Source organism: Massilia soli (assembly GCF_016809835.1).
Classification (GTDB): Bacteria; Pseudomonadota; Gammaproteobacteria; order Burkholderiales; family Burkholderiaceae_D; genus Telluria_A; species Telluria_A soli.
The window spans coordinates 101,990-119,496 of the sequence record NZ_JAFBIL020000004.1 but is presented as its reverse complement, the minus strand read 5'-3'; the positions used below and the strand labels follow the sequence as shown (position 1 = coordinate 119,496).

Annotated in this window: 17 protein-coding genes; 10 read left to right on the top strand and 7 right to left on the bottom strand. The window is 64.1% G+C overall.

The features are described 5' to 3' along the window. The first annotated feature begins 76 nt into the window (after positions 1 to 76). From rfbB to I4X03_RS10670, 10 genes are all read left to right on the top strand, one after another. The gene (rfbB, locus tag I4X03_RS10715) at positions 77 to 1,144 is read left to right on the top strand and encodes a dTDP-glucose 4,6-dehydratase (protein ID WP_223468217.1); all 1,068 of its coding nucleotides are present in this window, start codon (positions 77 to 79) and stop codon (positions 1,142 to 1,144) included. Beyond that, on the top strand, positions 1,141 to 2,028 hold the full coding sequence (rfbA, locus tag I4X03_RS10710) for a glucose-1-phosphate thymidylyltransferase RfbA (RefSeq protein ID WP_223468216.1): 888 nt from the start codon (positions 1,141 to 1,143) through the stop codon (positions 2,026 to 2,028). The genes rfbB and rfbA overlap by 4 nt, the downstream gene beginning before the upstream one ends. Further along, positions 2,025 to 2,570 carry a dTDP-4-dehydrorhamnose 3,5-epimerase gene (rfbC, locus tag I4X03_RS10705; RefSeq protein ID WP_223468215.1) on the top strand — a complete coding sequence of 182 codons (546 nt, stop codon included), beginning with the start codon at positions 2,025 to 2,027 and terminating at the stop codon, positions 2,568 to 2,570. Before rfbA ends, rfbC begins: the two co-directional genes overlap by 4 nt. After that, a complete protein-coding gene (rfbD, locus tag I4X03_RS10700) occupies positions 2,567 to 3,421 on the top strand; it encodes a dTDP-4-dehydrorhamnose reductase (RefSeq protein ID WP_223468214.1) in 855 nt (284 codons plus the stop codon). Before rfbC ends, rfbD begins: the two co-directional genes overlap by 4 nt. Before the next feature lie 246 nt (positions 3,422 to 3,667). Beyond that, complete coding sequence (locus I4X03_RS10695; RefSeq protein ID WP_223468213.1) at positions 3,668 to 4,765, top strand: glycosyltransferase family 4 protein; 1,098 nt, start codon at positions 3,668 to 3,670, stop codon at positions 4,763 to 4,765. Between the two features lie 79 nt (positions 4,766 to 4,844). After that, on the top strand, positions 4,845 to 5,156 hold the full coding sequence (locus I4X03_RS10690) for an H-NS histone family protein (RefSeq protein WP_223468212.1): 312 nt from the start codon (positions 4,845 to 4,847) through the stop codon (positions 5,154 to 5,156). Between the two features lie 188 nt (positions 5,157 to 5,344). Further along, a complete protein-coding gene (locus tag I4X03_RS10685) occupies positions 5,345 to 6,727 on the top strand; it encodes a phosphomannomutase/phosphoglucomutase (protein ID WP_223468211.1) in 1,383 nt (460 codons plus the stop codon). Positions 6,728 to 6,740: 13 nt separating this feature from the next. Further along, complete coding sequence (waaC, locus tag I4X03_RS10680) at positions 6,741 to 7,721, top strand: lipopolysaccharide heptosyltransferase I (protein WP_223468210.1); 981 nt, start codon at positions 6,741 to 6,743, stop codon at positions 7,719 to 7,721. Then, a complete protein-coding gene (waaA, locus tag I4X03_RS10675) occupies positions 7,718 to 8,986 on the top strand; it encodes a lipid IV(A) 3-deoxy-D-manno-octulosonic acid transferase (RefSeq protein ID WP_223468209.1) in 1,269 nt (422 codons plus the stop codon). Before waaC ends, waaA begins: the two co-directional genes overlap by 4 nt. Positions 8,987 to 9,028: 42 nt before the next feature. Beyond that, a complete protein-coding gene (locus I4X03_RS10670; RefSeq protein WP_223468208.1) occupies positions 9,029 to 9,598 on the top strand; it encodes a YcxB family protein in 570 nt (189 codons plus the stop codon). Here the strand turns inward: I4X03_RS10670 and I4X03_RS10665 are convergent. The 7 genes from I4X03_RS10665 to I4X03_RS10635 form a co-directional block, all read right to left on the bottom strand. Next, a complete protein-coding gene (locus tag I4X03_RS10665; protein ID WP_223468207.1) occupies positions 9,595 to 10,536 on the bottom strand; it encodes a M48 family metallopeptidase in 942 nt (313 codons plus the stop codon). The two genes, I4X03_RS10670 and I4X03_RS10665, sit on opposite strands and share 4 nt — an antisense overlap. A 5-nt stretch (positions 10,537 to 10,541) precedes the next feature. Then, positions 10,542 to 11,282 carry a lysophospholipid acyltransferase family protein gene (locus I4X03_RS10660; RefSeq protein ID WP_223468206.1) on the bottom strand — a complete coding sequence of 247 codons (741 nt, stop codon included), beginning with the start codon at positions 11,280 to 11,282 and terminating at the stop codon, positions 10,542 to 10,544. A gap of 24 nt (positions 11,283 to 11,306) precedes the next feature. Continuing rightward, positions 11,307 to 11,864, bottom strand: coding sequence for a D-glycero-beta-D-manno-heptose 1,7-bisphosphate 7-phosphatase (gene gmhB, locus I4X03_RS10655; protein WP_223468205.1), 558 nt, complete (start codon positions 11,862 to 11,864; stop codon positions 11,307 to 11,309). An 11-nt stretch (positions 11,865 to 11,875) separates the two neighbouring features. After that, positions 11,876 to 13,963, bottom strand: coding sequence for a glycine--tRNA ligase subunit beta (gene glyS / locus I4X03_RS10650; protein ID WP_223468204.1), 2,088 nt, complete (start codon positions 13,961 to 13,963; stop codon positions 11,876 to 11,878). A 17-nt stretch (positions 13,964 to 13,980) separates the two neighbouring features. Further along, positions 13,981 to 14,895 (bottom strand): glycine--tRNA ligase subunit alpha, encoded by a 915-nt coding sequence (gene glyQ, locus I4X03_RS10645; RefSeq protein ID WP_223468203.1) that lies wholly within the window; start codon positions 14,893 to 14,895, stop codon positions 13,981 to 13,983. A gap of 108 nt (positions 14,896 to 15,003) precedes the next feature. Continuing rightward, on the bottom strand, positions 15,004 to 16,578 hold the full coding sequence (gene lnt / locus I4X03_RS10640) for an apolipoprotein N-acyltransferase (protein WP_223468202.1): 1,575 nt from the start codon (positions 16,576 to 16,578) through the stop codon (positions 15,004 to 15,006). Continuing rightward, positions 16,578 to 17,456 (bottom strand): CorC family transporter, encoded by an 879-nt coding sequence (locus tag I4X03_RS10635; RefSeq protein WP_223468569.1) that lies wholly within the window; start codon positions 17,454 to 17,456, stop codon positions 16,578 to 16,580. The genes lnt and I4X03_RS10635 overlap by 1 nt, the downstream gene beginning before the upstream one ends. Between the last annotated feature and the right edge of the window lie 51 nt (positions 17,457 to 17,507).

Sequence of the window (17,507 nt, the reverse complement as noted above, 5' to 3'; positions counted from 1 at the left end):
TGATGAAATTACCAAGAAGTGCGCAAGTTTCGCATAGAATTATGCCTTCGGATCAATAACCCAGGCAGGACACTTCATGATTTTCGTTACCGGCGGCGCGGGTTTCATCGGCTCGAACTTCGTCCTCGACTGGCTTGGGCAATCCGATGAAGGCGTCGTCAACCTCGATAAACTGACCTATGCCGGCAACCTGGACAACCTGGCGTCGCTGCAAGATGACCCGCGCCATCTGTTCGTGCGCGGCGATATCTGCGACGGTGCGCTGGTGCTGGCGCTGCTCAACCAGCACCGGCCGCGCGCGATCGTGCATTTTGCCGCCGAAAGCCATGTCGACCGCTCGATCCACGGACCCGCCGAGTTTATCGCCACCAATGTGAACGGCACGTTTGCCTTGCTGGAAGCGGCGCGCGCTTATTGGAGCGCGCTGGCGGGCGCTGAAAAAGATGATTTCCGCTTCGTGCATATCTCCACCGACGAGGTCTATGGCTCGCTCGGCGAGCATGGCGCGCCATTCGTGGAGACGACCGCATATGCGCCGAACAGCCCGTATTCGGCATCCAAAGCGGCATCCGACCATCTGGTAAGGGCATATTTCCATACCTACGGGCTGCCGACGGTGACGACCAATTGTTCAAACAATTACGGTCCCTACCAATTCCCTGAAAAGCTGATTCCGCTGGTGATGGCCAATGCGCTGGCCGGCAAGCCGCTGCCGATTTACGGCGACGGCGGCCAGATCCGCGACTGGCTGTATGTCAGCGACCATTGCGCCGCGGTCCGGCGCGCGCTGGAGGCGGGCCGTCCGGGCGAGGTGTATAACGTCGGCGGCTGGAATGAAATGCGCAATATCGATGTGGTTCATACCTTGTGCGATATTCTTGACCAGGCCGCGCCCAAGGCGGCCGGCAGTTATGCCGGGCAGATCGCCTTGGTTCCCGATCGTCCCGGACATGACCGCCGCTATGCGGTCGATGCCGGCAAAATCCAGCGCGAGCTGGGGTGGAAGCCGGTTGAGACATTCGATACCGGCATCCGCAAAACTGTGCAATGGTATCTCGATCACCAGGCATGGGTGGCGCATGTGCAGTCGGGCGCCTACCTGTCGTGGGTCGAACAAAATTACGCCAACCGGGAGGTCGTTTGATATCACGCAAGGGCATTATCCTCGCAGGCGGCTCGGGCACCCGTTTGTATCCGGTGACCTTGAGCGTGTCGAAGCAATTGCTGCCGGTTTATGACAAGCCGATGATTTATTATCCGCTGACCACGCTGATGCTGGCCGGGATACGCGACATCCTGATTATTTCGACGCCGCAGGATACGCCGCGCTTCCAGGAATTGCTGGGCGACGGCGCGCAATGGGGCATCAGCCTGCGTTATGCGGTGCAGCCGGAGCCGAAAGGCATCGCCCAGGCGTTTATCATCGGCCGCGACTTCATCGGCGGCAGCGAGTCGGCGCTGATCCTCGGCGACAATATCTACTATGGCCACGGTCTCGACCAGAAACTGTACATGGCCAACAAAAGCCGCGATGGCGCCACCGTGTTCGCCTATCACGTGACCGATCCGGAACGATACGGCGTGGTTGAATTCGACGCGGCCAAGCGCGCCGTGTCGATCGAAGAAAAGCCCCAACGCCCGAAGTCGAATTATGCGGTGACCGGCCTGTATTTTTACGACAGCCAGGTGTGCGAGATCGCCAATGGCATCCGGCCCTCGGCACGTGGCGAACTTGAAATCACCGATATCAACCAGGCTTACCTGGATGCCGGAAAACTGGAGGTCGAAGTCATGGGCCGCGGCATGGCCTGGCTCGACACCGGCACCCATGAATCGCTGCTGGAGGCGTCGCAATTTATCGCGACGCTTGAAAAGCGCCAGGGCCTGAAGGTCGCGGTTCCGGAAGAGATTGCCTTCCGCAAAGGCTATATCGACGAGGCGGCGCTTGAAAAGCTGGCCGATCCACTGAAAAAAAACGGCTACGGCCAGTATTTGCTGCGCGTGCTTAACGATAAGGTATTGCGATGAAAGTGACACCCACCTCCATGCCCGAAGTCCTGGTATTCGAGCCGACCGTCTTCGGCGATGACCGCGGCTTTTTCTATGAGAGCTTCAATGCCCGGGCGTTCTCGCAGGTCACGGGCCTGCAGGTCAATTTTGTGCAGGATAACCATTCGCGTTCGGCCAAAAATGTGCTGCGCGGCCTGCATTACCAGATCCGCCAGCCGCAGGGCAAACTGGTGCGGGTGATTTCGGGATCGATATTCGACGTCGTCGTCGATATCCGCGCCAGCTCGCCGTTTTTCGGGCGCTGGGTCGGCGTCGAGCTGTCGGCCGAGAATCGCCGACAGCTGTGGGTGCCGCCCGGTTTCGCGCACGGCTTCGTGGTCACCAGCGACAGCGCCGAATGCCTGTACAAGACGACCGATTACTGGTCGCCGGAGTATGAACGCTCGATCCTGTGGAACGATCCGGCGCTGGCGATCGAGTGGCCGCTGAGCAGCGAACCCATGCTGTCCGGTAAGGACAGCCAGGGCAAGTTGCTGGCCGACGCAGACATCTTCCCATGAGAATTTTACTGACCGGAGCAGCCGGCCAAGTCGGCTACGAGCTCGAACGCAGCCTGCAGGGGCTCGGGCAGGTGACGGCGCTGGGCCGCGCGCGCATGGACCTGGCCAAGCTGGACCAGGTGCGCGACGTGATCCGCGCGCTCAAGCCCGACCTGATCGTCAACGCCGCCGCGTACACGGCGGTGGACCTGGCCGAATCCGAACCCGCGCTGGCGCGCCGCATCAATGCCGAGGCGCCCGACGTGATGGCGCAGGAGGCACGCAAGCTGGGTGCGGCGATGGTGCATTATTCGACCGATTACGTATTCGATGGCAGCAAGGCCGGCGCCTATACCGAAACCGACCGGCCCAACCCGCTCAATGTCTACGGGCAAACCAAGCTCGAAGGCGAGCAAGCGGTCGCCGCGGCCGGGATCGACCACCTGATCCTGCGCACCAGCTGGGTATATGGCATGCGTGGAAAGAATTTCTTGCTCACCATGATGCGCCTGGCCAGGGAGCGCGACGAGCTGCGCGTGGTGTCCGACCAGCACGGCGCGCCGACCTGGAGCCGCACCGTCGCCGACACCACCGCCGTGTTGCTGGCGCGCGCGCAGCAGGGTGGTGGAAGCTGGTGGCAGCAACACGGCGGCCTGTACCACCTGGGCAGCAGCGGCCAGACGACCTGGGCCGGTTTCACCGAAGAAATCATGGCCCAGCAGCAGATGGGTTGCAACGTCGTGCCGATCACGTCCGCGGAGTACCCGACGGCGGCACGCCGGCCGCAAAACTCGGTGCTCGACTGCGCGCGTCTGGCCACGCTGTGCGCGCTGCCGGATTGGCGCGACGCGCTTGCCTTATGCCTGAAATGACGCGCGCGGGGAAATTCAGTATGTCGAAATGTAACTCTGCTCGGATATATTCAACGCAGCACGCACAATCTCGGTGCTTTATTGAATGGCACTTGCCGATTGGTCAATAAAAGAGTTTGTTGAACTGTCAAGACAGCGCTTCCACATCCGGTACAATCACGGGATTTTCGGTGGCGGCGCGATTAACTGAGCGGGCCGCTTGCGCGCTTTCCGGGTGCCCGTTCTTATAGAATAATAAAATCAATAATGTTTTCTTTCCTCGTGAGTTTCGTTGCTTCGGCGCTCCTGACCCTGCTGGTGATTAAGCAGGTGAAGCTGCACGGGCGCGCGCTCGATACCGATTTCCTGGGTGTTCAAAAAGTCCATTCGCACGAAGTCGCGCGGATTGGCGGTTTGCCGATTTTTCTGGCGGTAATTACCAGCGCGGCGATTTCGATCTGGCGCGTGCCGGAAATGTCGGCATGGCTGCTCAGCCTGTTGTTATGCGGGTCGGTGGCCTTTGTTGCCGGTATCGTCGAAGACTATACCGGCAATGTCAGCGCATCGCGCCGCCTGGTATTGACGATGGTCGCGGCGCTGCTCGGTTATTTTCTGCTCGACGCCAGGCTGGCGCACATTGATTTGCCGTTCGGCGGCTACCTGGCGTTCGACTATGTCTGGCTGGCGCTGCCATTCACCTTGCTGGCGGTCGCCGGGATCGCGAATGCCGTCAATATCATCGACGGCTTCAATGGCCTGGCCAGCGTGGTCACGATCTGCATGCTGATTTCGCTCGCCTATGTGGCATTCCAGGTGGGCGACGTGTTTGTGCTGGTGGCCGCGCTGATGGTGGCCGGGGCCACGGCCGGTTTCCTGATCTGGAATTATCCGGTGGGGTTGATTTTCCTCGGCGATGGCGGCGCGTATTTCATCGGATTCATGCTGGGCGAGCTCGCTTTGCTGCTGGTGATGCGCAACCCGCAGGTATCGACCTGGTATGCGGCGCTGCTGCTGATTTATCCCGCGTTTGAAACCTTATTCTCGGCTTATCGCCGGATGTTTTTGCGCGGCAAATCTCCCGCTATGCCCGATGGAATACATCTGCACAGCCTGATTTTCCGGCGCATTGTGCAATGGGCGGTGGGCAGAAAAGAAGCGCGCGCCCTGATGCGCCGCAATTCGCTAACATCGCCTTACCTGTGGACTTTCTCGCTGATGGCGGTTATTCCGGCGACTGTTTTCTGGCGCCACACGGCGATTCTTATTTGTTTCTGTTTATTGTTCATAATCAGCTACATTTGGTTGTATGCGCGTATTGTTCGATTCAAGTCACCGCGCTGGCTGATAATGTCCAAGAAGGACTAGCTTTCATCCCAAATTGTAGTATATTGCGACAATTGGTGATATTTCACTTATTCGTTCAAACCACAACTAAGGAACCATGATGGATCTGTCAAATATGTCCGTTGGTGATTTGCGCAACCTGCAGGATCAAATCAAACAGGAAATGAAGAAACGCGAGCACCAGGAAGTTGCGAAGGCCCGCGAACAAATCATGGCGATCGCGCAAAGCGTCGGCGTACCTTTGAAAGACCTGATCGGTACCGGCACCCGCGGTGGTAAAACCGGCAGTGTCGCGGTGCGTTATCGCCACCCTGACAATTCGGCCCAGCAGTGGACCGGCCGCGGCCGCCAGCCGAAGTGGGTCAAGGAATGGGTTGAAGGCGGCAAATCGCTGGACAAGCTGCGCGTTTAAGCATTCCCCGGTAGCGGCACGATCCGCGGGCGCATTTCCCAAGCGCCCCGCTTGCCGCTACAATATGATGTGTTCTGATCAATCTAATTCCCATAGCTTCCGACGGTTTCCCTTGCAGTAGCGCCCGCGATTGAGCCGGCCCGCGCAGGGTCCGCGCGCCGCGCTTATTTCAAAGGTAAAAACAAACCATGGTTTCTCTTTCCAAGACTATCTTCAAAGCCTATGACATCCGCGGTGTCATCGGCAGCACGCTCGACGCCGGCATCGCGCGCCGCATCGGCATCGCCTTCGGCAAGGCGGCGCTGGCCAAGGGCGAGCGCAAGGTGGTCATCGGGCGCGACGGCCGCCTGTCGGGGCCGGAACTGTCGGCGGCACTGGCCCAGGGCCTGCAGCATGCCGGCGTCGATGTCATCGACCTGGGCATGGTCGCCACCCCGATGGTCTACTTCGGCACCAATGTGCTCGGCGCGGCCTCGGGCATCATGGTCACGGGCAGCCACAACCCGCCGGACTACAACGGCTTCAAGATGGTGCTGGCCGGCGAAGCGATCCATGGCGACACCATTGGCGCCCTGTACACCAGCATCGACAGCGGCGACGCTTCGGCGGCCGACGCCCCGGGCAGCTACAGCACGCATGACATCAGCGCCGCCTACATCGAGCGCATCCTGTCCGACGTCAAGCTGGCGCGCCCGATGAAAATCGCGGTCGACTGCGGCAACGGCGTCGCTGGCGCCTTCGCCGGCGACCTGTATCGCGGTATGGGTTGCGAGGTGATCGAGATGTTCTGCGAGGTCGATGGCACCTTCCCGAACCACCATCCCGATCCGGCCCATCCGGAAAACCTGCAGGACCTGGTCAAGAAGCTGCAGGAGAGCGACGCCGAAATCGGGCTGGCCTTCGATGGCGATGGCGACCGCCTCGGCGTGGTCACCAAGGACGGCCAGATTATTTATCCGGACCGCCAGATGATGCTGTTCGCGGCCGATGTCCTGGAGCGCAATCCTGGCGCCGAGATCCTGTACGACGTCAAATGCACGCGCCACCTGGCCCCGTGGATCGAGCAGCACGGCGGCCGTCCGCTGATGTGGAAGACCGGCCATTCGCTGGTCAAGGCCAAGCTGCGTGAAACCGGCGCACCGCTGGGCGGCGAAATGAGCGGCCATATCTTCTTCAAGGACCGCTGGTACGGCTTCGATGACGGCCTGTATTCGGGCGCGCGCCTGCTCGAGCTGTTGACCCGCGTGGCCGATCCTTCGGCCTTGATGAACGCACTGCCGCAGTCGGACAGCACGCCCGAGCTGCACCTGCACCTGGCGGAAGGCGAGAACGTCGAGCTGATCGAAAAACTGCGCACCGGCGCGACCTTCACCGGCGCCGAGCGCATCATCACCATCGACGGCCTGCGCGTGGAATACGCCGACGGCTTCGGCCTGGCGCGTTCGTCGAACACGACCCCGGTCGTGGTCATGCGTTTCGAGGCGGAGTCGCCGCAAGCGCTGGACCGCATCCAGGCCGAGTTCCGCCGCGTGATCGTGGCCGCCAAGCCAGACGCGCAATTGCCGTTCTGAGCGCAGCGTGGCGTTGAATATCCTTCTGGTGCGGGTGTCGTCGCTGGGCGACGTCCTGCATAACCTGCCGATGGTGGCCGACATCCTGCGCCGCCACCCCGACGCCAACGTCGACTGGGTGGTGGAGGAGGGCTACGTCAGCCTGGTGCGCCTGAACCCGCGGGTGCGCAAGATCATCCCGTTTGCGCTGCGGCGCTGGCGCAAGAGCCTGGGCGACCAGGCCACGCGCGCCGAGATCCGGGCCTTCTTCGCGCAGCTGCGCGAACAGCGCTACGACTACGTGTTCGATACCCAGGGCCTGCTCAAGACCGGCATCATCATGGGGGCGGCGCGCATCGGCCGGGGCGGGCAGAAAGTGGGCCTTGCCAACGGCAGCGAAGGCTCCGGCTACGAGGGAGTCTCGCGCCTGTTTCACACCAGGAGCGTCCCGCTCGACCAGCGCACCCATGCGGTAGCGCGCGGCCGGCTGGTCGCCGGCGCGGCACTCGGATACCCGGTCGATACGGCGCCCGACTTCGGACTGCCGGGGCCCGACACCGCCAACCGTCCGCACTGGATGCCGGCGCAGGATTACGCGGTGTTCTTCCACGGGACTGCGCGCGAGGCCAAGAAGTGGCCGACCGCGCACTGGATCGCCACCGCCAATGCACTGGCCCCGATGCCGGTATTGCTGGCATGGGGCTCGCCCAACGAACAGCGCGAGGCCGAGGCGATCGCCGCCGGCGCGCCGAACGCGGTGGTGCTGCCGAAGCTGTCGATGGATGAAGCGATCGCACTGGCGCGGAATGCTGGCCTGGCGATCGGCGTCGACACCGGCCTGACGCACATCGCGGCCGCCTTCGTGCGCCCGACCATCGAACTGTACTGCGACTCGCCGAAGTGGAAGACCGAAGGCAACTGGTCGCCGCGCATCATTAACCTGGGTGACAAGAATGACCCGCCGCAGGTGGCCGAGGTATTGGCTGCGGTGGCGCGCCTGAAGGGCCAGCCTTGACGCGCGGCGTGTATTCCGCGCTGTGGCTGCTGGCGCTGCCGGTGGTGCTCGGGCGCCTTTGGTGGCGCGGCCTGCGCGAGCCAGGCTACCGCCAGCACCTCGGCGAGCGCCTCGGCATGTATGGCCACCGCGACGCCGGCTGGCACACGCTGTGGGTGCACGCGGTATCGGTTGGGGAAACGCGCGCCGCCGAACCCCTGATCGACGCGCTGATGAAGGCCTACCCGGACAGCCGCATTGTCCTGACCCACATGACGCCGACCGGCCGCGCCACCGGCAAGGCGCTGTACGCCAAGCATGGCGCGCGGCTGGTGCAAAGCTACCTTCCTTACGATCTCGAATGGCTGGTGCGGCGCTTCCTGCGCTTTTTCGCGCCGCGCATCTGCATCCTGATGGAGACCGAGGTGTGGCCGAACATGGTCGCAGCCTGCCGGCGGCAGCAGGTGCCGGTAGCACTGGTCAACGCACGCCTGTCCGAACGCTCGCTGCGGCGCGGCCAGCGCTTCGGCGGCCTGATGACGGAAGCGGCGCGCGCCATCACGCTGGTGGCCGCTCAGACCGACGAGGACGCGCAGCGCGTGCGCGCGCTTGGCGCCACCGAGGTGGCCGTCACCGGCAGCATCAAGTTCGACGTGGTGGTGCCGCAGGCGGCGCTCGATACCGGCGCATGGCTGCGCACGCGCGCCGGCGAGCGCCCGATGCTGCTGTGCGCCAGCACCCGCGAAGGCGAGGAGGCGCTGATCCTCGACGCCTGGCAGGCGATGGCGTCGCGTCCCGAAGGCATGCTGCTGGCGATCGTGCCGCGCCACCCTCAGCGCTTCGACGAAGTGGCCGCGTTGGTCGGCGCCCGTGGCCTGTCGCTGCAGCGCCGCTCGCAGCTCGGCGAGGCGGAAGTCAGCGCCGACGTGCTGCTGGGCGATTCGATGGGCGAGATGTTCGCCTACTACGCGGCGTGCGACTGCGCCTTCATCGGCGGCAGCCTGCTTCCGCTGGGCGGGCAGAACCTGATCGAAGCCTGCGCGCTGGCGCGACCGGTACTGGTCGGGCTGCACACCTTCAACTTTTCACAGGCGACCGACGAGGCGATCGCCGCCGGCGGCGCATTGCGCGTGCGCGACGCGGCGCAGATGCTCGAACAAGGCGCGCGATTGCTGCAAGACCGTGGCGCGCGCGCCACGATGGGACAACGCGCCGCAGCCTTCGCAGGGGCGCACAAGGGTGCGACCCTGCGCACGCTTGAACTCGTGATGCCGTTAATTCACTAACAATTTGTTACCATGTCCCCATAAGAAAAGCAGGGGAAGTTCATGTTAGGGTACAACCAATCCAAAATGGCGGGCGCCGAGCCGATGACAGTGGCCGAACCGCGCGGCGCGCTTCACATTGCGATGCCGGCGCTCCAGGAACCTGACGCTTGCCTACCCATTCTGCATGACGATCCTGCGCGCGCGCCGATGATCTTCACGGTCCGCTACTCACTGATGGAGTACTCGGGTTTCATGTGGGAGCATGGCGGCTACCTGATTCGGCGCCGCCGCCTCGGCATGCTGCGCACCTACCTGATGCTGCTCAAGACCACCGGTTCGGCGGCGCTGCATTTCGCGGCGGCCGGCCGCGGCAAGCTGACCTATGAATTCACCATCGACGACCATGGCATCGTGCGCAGCTGCGCGCGCGGCGTGACCCTGATATCGTGGGACGACGTGGTGCGGATCCGCCGCTACCGGCGCGGCTACCTGATGGTGCTCAAGCGCGGCACCCTGCCGATTCCTTACCGCTGCCTTGGCGACGCCGAGCGCGCCGGGATGGAGCGCTACACCGAGATGCTGAAGATCGCGGCGCAAGCGGGGCACGCCCTGACGGGCGCCCCGGCTTAATCGAACAGCACCGGCAGCTCCTGCGAGCGCTGGCGCAGCGCCGCGCGGGCGCCGTCATAGTCCGGATACACGGAACCGACCTGCGCCCAGAAGCGCGGGCTATGGTTCATTTCAAGCAGGTGCGCCAGTTCGTGCGCAACCACATAATCGACCAGCGGCAGCGCGTAGTGCACCAGGCGCCAGTTCAGGCGGATCGCGCCGTCAACCGTGCATGAGCCCCAGCGCGTGCCCGCCGACGACAAGCTCATTGCGCTGTAGCGCACCCCGAGCCGGGCAGCGTACAGGTCGAGGCGCTCGGCAAACAGCCGCTTCGCTTCGCCCTGGTACCAGATCTTGACGCGCTCCTTGAGCTGCCATTCGGAAAGGCCTGGCACCACGCCAATGCGCAATTCGCGCGCCTCGGCATCGAAGACGCAGTGGCTGCGCGCGGCGTCTTCGATGCGCAGGGTGATGTCGGCGCCCAGGTAAGGCAGCTGGGCGCCGTCGATCCATTGCACTGGCGGGCGCTCTTCGCGGGTGGCGCGGCGCTCGCCGCGTTCGTGCAGCTTGTTCAGGATCCAGCGCTGCTTGGCGCGGATGGCGGTGTCGATTTCGGCCAGCGTGATGCGGCGCGGCGCGGTGACGCGCAGGCCGTTATCGTCGATCATGAAGCCGATCGAGCGGCGCGTGGAGCGGCGCAGTTCGAATTCGAGGGTGTGGGCGCCAAGCTGGATACGGCGCAGCGGCGGCCCTGCTGGATCGCGCGGCGGCGTGGGAATGGCTGGCCGCGGCGGAACTGGCGGCGCCTTGAACAGCGGTTGCGGCGGCGTAGGCGGGTTTTTCGCGGCCGGTTCAAGCGACGCGAAAAAATCCTGCGCAAATAATTCGAGTTGGTGGCCGTTGATCTTTGGTGACGCCGTGTTCTGCTGCGGTGCCGATGCGCGGATCAGGGCGCCCATCTCGCTTAGCCAGCGTTGTAGACGTGGGGTGAAATGACGCGCATTTCTGATTCTATCCAATTTTCCACCTCTTCCATCATGCTGTCGGCCGTGTGGCCATCCGGAGATATTGGTTTTCCGATCGATACCGTGATGAGGCCGGGCCGCTTGATGAAGGAGTTCTTCGGCCAGCACTCGCCAGAATTATGCGCGATCGGAATGACAACCGTGCCGGTTTCGATGGCGAGGCGGGTGCCGCCGCTCTTGTACTTGCCCTTCTGGCCAACCGGTATCCGTGTCCCCTCGGGGAACATGATAATCCATTGGCCGTCCGCCAGCCTGCGTTTGCCCTGAGTTACAACATGTTTGAAGGCGTTTTTTCCCTGGCTGCGGTCGATCGGGATCATGCGCAGCAGCGCCATGCCCCAGCCGAAGAAAGGTATATACAAGATCTCTTTCTTGAAGACGTAGACCAGCGGGCGTGTCAGGCTCGGAAGCAGCGCGATGGTCTCCCATGCCGACTGGTGCTTCGACAGCACGATGGCTGGCGCGTCGGGCAGGTTCTCGTAGCCTTTGAATTGATAGCGGATGCCGCAAATGACCTTGGCGCACCAGACCACGAACACATTCCAGCGCGAGGTGACCCAGAACCGTTTGGCATAGGGAAGGGGGGCGGCCAGCATGCAGACCCATACCCAGATGACGGTGGCCAGCACCATCACGACGGTGAACAGCAGGGAACGCAGGAACAGGGTGAAGTTACGCAAAATATCTCCGGACTTTTTATGTTGTTATACGGCGCTGGCGTCAGGTGCCGCCTTGAGGAAGGCGTCGACCATGGCGGCCAGGTCGGGGAAGACCTGGGTGCCCGGCGGCAGGCCGCCGGTCTCCAGCGTCTTCTGGCCTTTGCCGGTCAGGACCAGGTAAGGCGCGCAGCCGCTGATGTAGCCGGCCTGCAGGTCGCGCAGCGAGTCGCCCACCGTCGGCATGCCCTTCAGGCTGACCTTGAAGCGTTTCGAGATCTCTTCGAACATGCCGGGCTTGGGCTTGCGGCAGTCGCAGTTGTCGATCGCCGCGTGCGGGCAGAAGAAGATCGCGTCGACGTCGGCGCCGACCTGCTGCGCGCAGCTGTGCAGCTTGTGGTGGATGGCGTTCAGGATCGACATGTCGAACAGCTCGCGCGCGATGCCCGACTGGTTCGATGCGATCACCACGCGGTAGCCGGCCTGGTTCAGGCGCGCGATCGCTTCGAGCGAGCCGGGGATCGGAATCCATTCGGCAGGCGACTTGATGAAGTCGGGCGAGTCATGGTTGATGACGCCGTCGCGGTCGAGGATGACCATCTTCATGACTGCTCCAATCACGATGCCAGTTTCGAAATGTCGGCTACGCGGTTCATCATGCCGTGCAGCGACGACAGCAAGGCCAGGCGGTTATTGCGCAGCGCCAGGTCCTCGTCCATCACCATCACGTCGAGGAAGAACGCGTCGACGTCGTCGCGCAGGCGCGCCAGCGTCTTGAGCGTGCCGGTGAAGTCGCCGGCGGCAAAGGCGGCCTCGACGTCCGGACGCACGCGGCTGATCGCGCCGAACAGCTTGCGCTCCGCTTCTTCCTTGAGAAGGTCTTCCGACACGGCGCCGATGGCGGCGTCGGTCTTCTTGAGGATGTTGGTGATGCGCTTGTTGGCGGCGGCCAGCGAGGCGCTCTCCGGCAGCGCGGCAAACGCCTGCACCGCTTCGAGGCGCTGGACGATGTCGTCGAGGCGGTCCGGGTTCTGCGCCAGCACCGCTTCCACTTCGTTCGGCGTGAAGCCGCGCTCGCGCAGGATGCCGCGCAGGCGGTCGATGATAAAGGCGCTCACTTCCTGCGACGGGTCCTTGAAGCCGGCCCGGGTCTCGAACTGGGCGGCGGCGAACGCCAGCAGTTCGCTGATGCCGACCGGCAGGCGCTTCTCGATCATCATGCGCAGCACGCCGAGGGCGTGGCGGCGCAGTGCGAACGGGTCCTTGTCGCCGGTTGGCTGCAAGCCGATGCTCCAGATGCCGACCAGGGTCTCGAGCTTGTCGGCCAGCGCGACGGCGGTGCCGGTCCGGGTCGCGGGCAGCGCGTCGCCGGCAAAGCGCGGCTGGTAGTGTTCGGAGGCGGCCAGTGCGACTTCCTCGTGCTCGCCGTCGTGGCGCGCGTAGTAGCTGCCCATGATGCCTTGCAGCTCAGGGAATTCGCCCACCATGTCGGTCAGCAGGTCGGCCTTGGCCAGCATGGCGCCGCGTTCGGCCAGCAGCATGTCGTAGCCGAGGCGCCTGGCGATGGCGCCGGCCAGCGCTGCCAGGCGCATGGTGCGTTCGGCCTGCGTGCCCAGCTTGTTGTGATAGACGACGTTGGCCAGCAGCGGCAGGCGCGCTTCCAGGGTCTTCTTCTTATCCTGCTCGAAGAAGAACTTGGCGTCGGCCAGGCGCGGGCGCACCACGCGCTCGTTGCCGCCGATGATGTGCTGCGGCGAGTCGGTGGCGATGTTCGAGACGATCAGGAAGCGCGAGCGCAGCTTGCCTGCCGCGTCGGTCAGCGCGAAGTACTTCTGATTGGTCTGCATCGTCAGGATCAGGCATTCCTGCGGCACCGCCAGGAACTCGTCTTCGAAACGGCATTCGTAGACCACCGGCCATTCGACCAGCGCGGCCACTTCGTCGAGCAGCGATTCAGGCATCAAGACCTTGTCGGCGCCGGCTTTTTCAAGCAGCGAGGCGCGGATGCGGTCCTTGCGCGCGGCCGGGCTGGCGATGACGCGGCCTTCGGTCTCGAGCGTCGCTTCGTAGTGCTGTGCGTGCGCGATGGCGATGTCGCTGCCGTCGGTCAGGAAGCGGTGGCCGAGCGTGATGTTCGATGCCGACAGGCCGAGGGCGCTCAGCGCGATCACCTGGTCGCCATGCAGCGCGACCAGTTTATGCGCCGGGCGCACGAACTGCACGGTATCGCCGTTGGGCCGCTGGTAGCTCATCAGCTTAGGGATCGGCAGCTTGGCCAGGGCATCGGTCAGCGCGGCCTGCAAGCCGGTCGCCAGCGCGCTGCCCTGCGCGGTGTGGGTGTAGAAGAAGCTCTCGGCCTTGCCGTCGACGGCGCGCTCGAGACGCTCGACGGTAACGTCGGCAAAGCCCATCGCGGCGAGCTTCTTGGCCAGCGGCGCAGTCGGGTTGCCGTCGGCGTCGAGCGCGACGCTGACCGGCAGCACCTTGTCGCGGATCGACTTGTCGGGCGAGGTGGCGCGCACGTTGGTGATCGATACCGCCAGGCGGCGCGGGGTGGCGTAGGTGGTGGCGGCGCTGCCGTCATCGAGGAAATCGCGCGACTTGAGGCCGTTGACGATGGCGGCGGCGAAGGCGTCGCCCAGTTTGACGAGGGCCTTCGGCGGCAGTTCTTCGGTCAGCAGTTCGACTAGTAATGTCTGGTTCATGGTTCTTTTCTTGTCGTTCAGGCGGCGGCGTCGAGCGCCTTCGGGGCCATCGGGAAGCCGAGCTTTTCGCGCGAGTCGTAGTAGGCCTGGGCGACCAGGCGCGAGAGCGTGCGCACGCGGCCGATGTAGGCGGCGCGTTCGGTCACCGAAATGGCACCGCGCGCGTCGAGCATGTTGAAGCTGTGCGACGCCTTCATGATCTGCTCGTAGGCCGGCAGGGTCAGCGCCAGTTCGACCAGGCGCTTGGCCTCGGCTTCGTGGTTGGCGAACTGCGCGAACAGCAGCTCGGTGTTGGCGTGCTCGAAGTTGTAGGTCGACTGCTCGACTTCGTTCTGGTGGAAGACGTCGCCGTACGACAGCGATTTTTTCACGCCCTGTTCTTCCCACTCGGTCCACACCAGGTCGTACACGTTCTCGACGCCCTGCAGGTACATCGCGAGGCGTTCGATGCCGTAGGTGATCTCGCCCAGCACCGGCTTGCAGTCAAGGCCGCCGACCTGCTGGAAGTAGGTGAACTGGGTCACTTCCATCCCGTTCAGCCAGACTTCCCAGCCCAGGCCCCAGGCGCCCAGGGTCGGGCTTTCCCAGTCGTCCTCGACGAAGCGCACGTCGTTCTGCTTCAGGTCCAGGCCCAGCGCTTCGAGCGATCCGAGGTACAGGTCGAGGATGTTTTCCGGGGCCGGCTTGAGCACCACCTGGTACTGATAATAGTGCTGCAGGCGGTTCGGGTTCTCGCCGTAGCGGCCATCCTTCGGGCGGCGCGATGGCTGCACATAGGCGGCGCGCCAGGGCTCCGGCCCGATCGCGCGCAGGAAGGTACCGGTGTGGAAGGTGCCGGCGCCCACTTCCATGTCGTAGGGCTGGAGCAGTGCGCAGCCCTGCTTGTCCCAGTAGGACTGCAGGGTCAGGATAATTTGTTGAAATGTGAGCATCGTGAGTGGCCGTCACGCCGGGGCGCGAACGATTGTGAGGTTTGCCAAAAGACCAATTTTAGCGGGTTTTGAGCGGGGACTGGGGGCGTTGTGGCGACGAAGTCACTTTTAAGCCGCCTGCGAACGGGTTTGGCGGTATTTTCTGCCCATCAGCCAGGCCGCGCCCGCCGCCAGCGCGCACCACGCCAGGAACAGCGCGTTACCAAAGCGGATATACGGGGTGGCACCCTGCATGCCCTGGACCGTGGCGGACAGGGTGCCGCGGCTGTGGGTCGGCAGGCTGGCGCTCACGCGGCCCTTGGCATCGATGACGGCGGTGGCGCCGTTGTTCGTCGAGCGCAGCATCGGACGCCCGGTTTCGAGCGACCGCATTTGCGAAATCTGCAGGTGCTGCGGGATCGCGACCGATTTGCCGTACCACGCCAGGTTCGACACGTTGAGCAGCATGGTGGCCGGCGTCGGCGAGGAGCGCAGCTGCAGCGCGATCTCTTCGCCAAACGCGTCTTCGTAGCAGACGTTCGGCAGCACCATCTGGTCCTTGACGGCGAACGGCGCCTGTACCTTGGCGCCGCGGGTGAAGTCGCCCAGCGGGATCGACATCAGGTCGACGAACCAGCGGAAGCCTGCCGGGACGAATTCGCCGAACGGCACCAGGTGCTGCTTGTCGTAGCGGTAGGTGCGGCCGTCCGGCGCAACGCCGGCGACGCTGTTGGCGTACTGGGTCGGGCTGTCGGCCAGCGGTATACCGTAGATCAGGTGGCTGCCGGTGTCGCGCGAGAATGCGGCCAGGCCGTCGAGGTAGCCGGGCGGAAGCTGCTGCGGAAACAGCACGATCGCCGTTTCCGGCGTCGCGATCAGGTCGGCCGGCGCTGCGCGGATCATGCCGTCATAGAGCGTGAGGGCGCGGTCGATATGGGCCGGGCTGAATTTCTCGTCCTGGGCGACGTCGCCCTGCAGCAGGCGCACCGTGATCGGGGCGCCGTTGGGGCGGGTCCAGTCGACGTAGGTCAGGCCGAAGCCGGCGGCCATGATCGCGGCCAGCATGCCGAGCGCCGGCAGGCGCGCGCGCTGGGTCAGCATCACCAGGCAGGCGGCGCACACCGCGACCAGCACGCCGATGCCGAACACGCCGACGATCGGCGCGTAGCCGGCCAGGGGGCTGATGTTGTGCGCGTAGCCGGACGAGGCCCACGGGAAGCCGGTAAACAGCCAGCCGCGCGTCCACTCCGACAAGCCCCAGCAGGCCGGCAGCACGAGCAGCAGGAAGGCCGGCACCGGCAGCGACCAGCGGCGGCGCAGCCAGGTGGCGGCGCCGGTGGCTAAGGCGGAGAACATGCCCATGTAGACTGCCAGCAGGGCGATGGCGAGGGCCGCGACCGGCGCTGGCATGCCGCCATGCACGGTGATGGCGACATACAGCCAGTGCATGCCGGCGACCGACCAGCCGAAGCCGAAGCCCCAGCCAACCAGCAAGCTGCGCCTGGCCGAGGTGTCCATGCCCACCTGGTAGAACAGCCAGGCCAGCGCAAGGATCCCTACCGGCCACCAGGCGAACGGTTCGAACGAGAGCAGGCTGCTGAAACCGGCCAGCGCGGCGGCCAGCATCGGCAGCGCGGTGGCGCGCCGGGTACGGCTGGCCGGGGCCGCGGCCTGGCCTTGCGGGGTGGCGCGGCGACGCAACATCAGTCCTTGTCGTCTTCGGCCGGAGGCAGTTTTTCCACCAGCACCACATGGACCTGGCGCGCATCGGCGCGCAGCACTTCGAAGCGCAGGTGGGCGATGTCGATGACGTCGCCCTTGTGCGGCATGCGTCCGAGCTGGCTTGCCACCAGGCCGCCGATGGTGTCGGCGTCGGTGTCGGGCAGCGAGGTGCCCAGTTCCTCGTTGAACTGTTCGATCTCGGTCAAGGCCTTGACGCGCCAGCGCGGGCCAAGCTGGCCTTCCTTGATCGACAGGATGTTGTCTTCTTCTTCGTCGAAGTCGTATTCGTCCTCGATGTCGCCAACGATTTGCTCGAGTACGTCCTCGATGGTGATCAGGCCGGCCACGCCGCTGTATTCGTCGACCACGATCGCCATGTGATTGTGGTTGGCGCGGAAATCGCGCAGCAGCACATTGAGGCGCTTGGACTCAGGGATGAACACCGCCGGGCGCAGCATGTCGCGCACGTCGAACGATTCTTCGGCGTAGTAGCGCAACAGGTCTTTGGCCAGAAGGATGCCGACCACGCGGTCGCGGTCGCCCTCGACGGCAGGGAAGCGCGAGTGGGCTGTTTCGAGCACATTCGGCATCCAGTCTTCGATCGGCTTGGAGATGTCGATGACATCCATCTGCGAGCGCGGCACCATGATGTCGCGGGCGGACAGGTCGGACACCTGGAACACGCCTTCGATCATCGACAGCGCGTCGGCGTCGATCAGGTTGCGTCCGTGGGCTTCGTGCAGCACCTCAAGCAGCTCGATGCGGTTCTCGGGCTCAGGGGAAATCAGTGCGGTCAGGCGTTCAAACAGTGACCGGTGGGGTTTGGCGTCCGGGCGGACGTCAGTAGGATGCTCTGGCATAGTTGGCATGACGCCGTTGTTACGATGGGGTGTAGGATACACCAAAAGCCG

Coding starts and splice junctions, on each gene's coding strand:
- rfbB (WP_223468217.1), top strand. CDS start 77: ATGATTTTCGTTACCGGCGGCGCGGGTTTCATCGGCTCGAACTTCGTC.
- rfbC (WP_223468215.1), top strand. CDS start 2,025: ATGAAAGTGACACCCACCTCCATGCCCGAAGTCCTGGTATTCGAGCCG.
- rfbD (WP_223468214.1), top strand. CDS start 2,567: ATGAGAATTTTACTGACCGGAGCAGCCGGCCAAGTCGGCTACGAGCTC.
- I4X03_RS10695 (WP_223468213.1), top strand. CDS start 3,668: ATGTTTTCTTTCCTCGTGAGTTTCGTTGCTTCGGCGCTCCTGACCCTG.
- I4X03_RS10690 (WP_223468212.1), top strand. CDS start 4,845: ATGGATCTGTCAAATATGTCCGTTGGTGATTTGCGCAACCTGCAGGAT.
- I4X03_RS10685 (WP_223468211.1), top strand. CDS start 5,345: ATGGTTTCTCTTTCCAAGACTATCTTCAAAGCCTATGACATCCGCGGT.
- I4X03_RS10670 (WP_223468208.1), top strand. CDS start 9,029: ATGTTAGGGTACAACCAATCCAAAATGGCGGGCGCCGAGCCGATGACA.
- I4X03_RS10665 (WP_223468207.1), bottom strand. CDS start 10,536: ATGGGCGCCCTGATCCGCGCATCGGCACCGCAGCAGAACACGGCGTCA.
- gmhB (WP_223468205.1), bottom strand. CDS start 11,864: ATGAAGATGGTCATCCTCGACCGCGACGGCGTCATCAACCATGACTCG.
- glyS (WP_223468204.1), bottom strand. CDS start 13,963: ATGAACCAGACATTACTAGTCGAACTGCTGACCGAAGAACTGCCGCCG.
- glyQ (WP_223468203.1), bottom strand. CDS start 14,895: ATGCTCACATTTCAACAAATTATCCTGACCCTGCAGTCCTACTGGGAC.
- lnt (WP_223468202.1), bottom strand. CDS start 16,578: ATGTTGCGTCGCCGCGCCACCCCGCAAGGCCAGGCCGCGGCCCCGGCC.
- I4X03_RS10635 (WP_223468569.1), bottom strand. CDS start 17,456: ATGCCAGAGCATCCTACTGACGTCCGCCCGGACGCCAAACCCCACCGG.